This window comes from Methanocalculus sp., assembly GCF_029762515.1.
Classification (GTDB): Archaea; Halobacteriota; Methanomicrobia; order Methanomicrobiales; family Methanocorpusculaceae; genus Methanocalculus.
The window spans coordinates 1-1,591 of the sequence record NZ_JARVGN010000484.1 but is presented as its reverse complement, the minus strand read 5'-3'; the positions used below and the strand labels follow the sequence as shown (position 1 = coordinate 1,591).

The window sequence follows — 1,591 nt, the reverse complement described above, 5'->3', positions numbered from 1 at the left end:
GGCACTTGTTCCGCTTATATTCTTTATCCTGGGCAGCTTTTTACGAACCATCCCCCATTCAAATAAACAGGCCCGGCTCTCGGTGGCACTCAGCGCAGTTGCGATGATCTGGCTCATCTCCTCCCTGATTGGGGCAATCCCATTCTATATCGTATGTGGAATGCCCTATATTGACTGTGTCTTTGAAGCGATGTCAGGATGGACAACCACCGGCCTGACGATGGCATCCGGCCTTGATGACTTCCCAAAAACGATCCTCTTCTGGCGATCCTTCATGCAGTGGCTTGGCGGGATGGGTATCGTTGCCTTCACCGTGACGATGGTGCATCGTTCAGGGCTTGTCCAGAAGGAGCTCTACCGCTCGGAAGCGCGATCTGAGGCGCTCATGCCGAGTGTCGTCGACACCGCAGTCCAGATGTGGAAGATATACGTCATCCTGACACTCGCAGGGGTTGGCCTTGTGATGCTTTCAGGGGTCTCCTTATGGGATGCACTGAATCTCTCCCTTGTCGCAATCGCAACCGGTGGCTTTACCATGTACGATGGCGGGATCGCCCATTATAATAATCCATTCATGGAGCTTGCCCTCATCCCGATCATGATTGCGGGAGCACTTCCCTTCAAGCTCTATTTCATGATCTATGCAAAACGGATCTTAGCCTTCTATCGGGATCTCCAGCCATTCCTGCTCTTCTCAATCATCGCTGCCGGGATACTGGTTGTAACCTATGATCTCACCAGGATCGCCTCCTTCCCGATCTCCGATTCCCTCCGGCAGGCCCTCTTCATGACGGTATCAGCAGCGACAAGCACAGGTTTCCAGAATACCGATCCCTCGCTCTGGCCGCATGCGACGATCCTCTTCCTTGCATCCCTGATGGTGATCGGCGGATCAACAGGGAGCACTGCCGGAGGTATCAAACTTGGGCGGGCCATCATCTGTTATGAAGGGCTTGTCTGGTGGTTCAGGCGGATCTTCATCTCGGGCCGTGCAGTCATCCCGTTCCGGCATGAGGGGCGAAGTATTCCGAAGATGATCGCCGAGTACGAGGTCTCAAAGAATATGCTCGTCATCGTCCTCTACCTCGTCATCATCTTCGCAAGCACCATCCTGATCCTCCAGTTTGAAGGGCCCGGATATGATTCAAGCCATGTGATCTTTGATGTGATCACTGCAATCTGTAACAATGGCATCTCCACAGGGCATATATCCTCAGATATATCAGATGGAGGAAAGATCTTATTTATTCTTCTGATGTGGCTTGGAAGGCTGGAAGTGATCCCGGTTGTTGTCTTAATCGTTGGCGTTGCGAAGGGCTTTGATCGGGCCTGATCTTTTTTCAATCAGGGTGAAGTTATCACAACTTCTTTAGTTCACAAACTCCAATATCAGAGTGATGAGACAGATTGCCCTCTATGGAAAGGGTGGTATTGGAAAATCAACAACCTCGGCAAACCTTTCGGCGGCATGGGCCGACAAAGGGCTGGATGTGCTTCAGATCGGCTGCGATCCAAAACATGACAGTACCAGGATGCTGATGAATGGCCGCGTGATCCCGACCGTTCTTGACCTGATCCGGGAACATAAGAC

Annotated in this window: 2 protein-coding genes; both read left to right on the top strand. The window is 51.8% G+C overall.

All coding sequences use genetic code 11. The features are described 5' to 3' along the window. The coding region (locus QCH34_RS12425) for a TrkH family potassium uptake protein (protein ID WP_300334594.1) at positions 1 to 1,333 on the top strand (1,333 nt) is incomplete at its 5' end. Between the two features lie 64 nt (positions 1,334 to 1,397). Beyond that, positions 1,398 to 1,591, top strand: a 194-nt coding sequence (locus QCH34_RS12420; protein ID WP_300334593.1) for an AAA family ATPase, incomplete at its 3' end; no start/stop codon positions are given.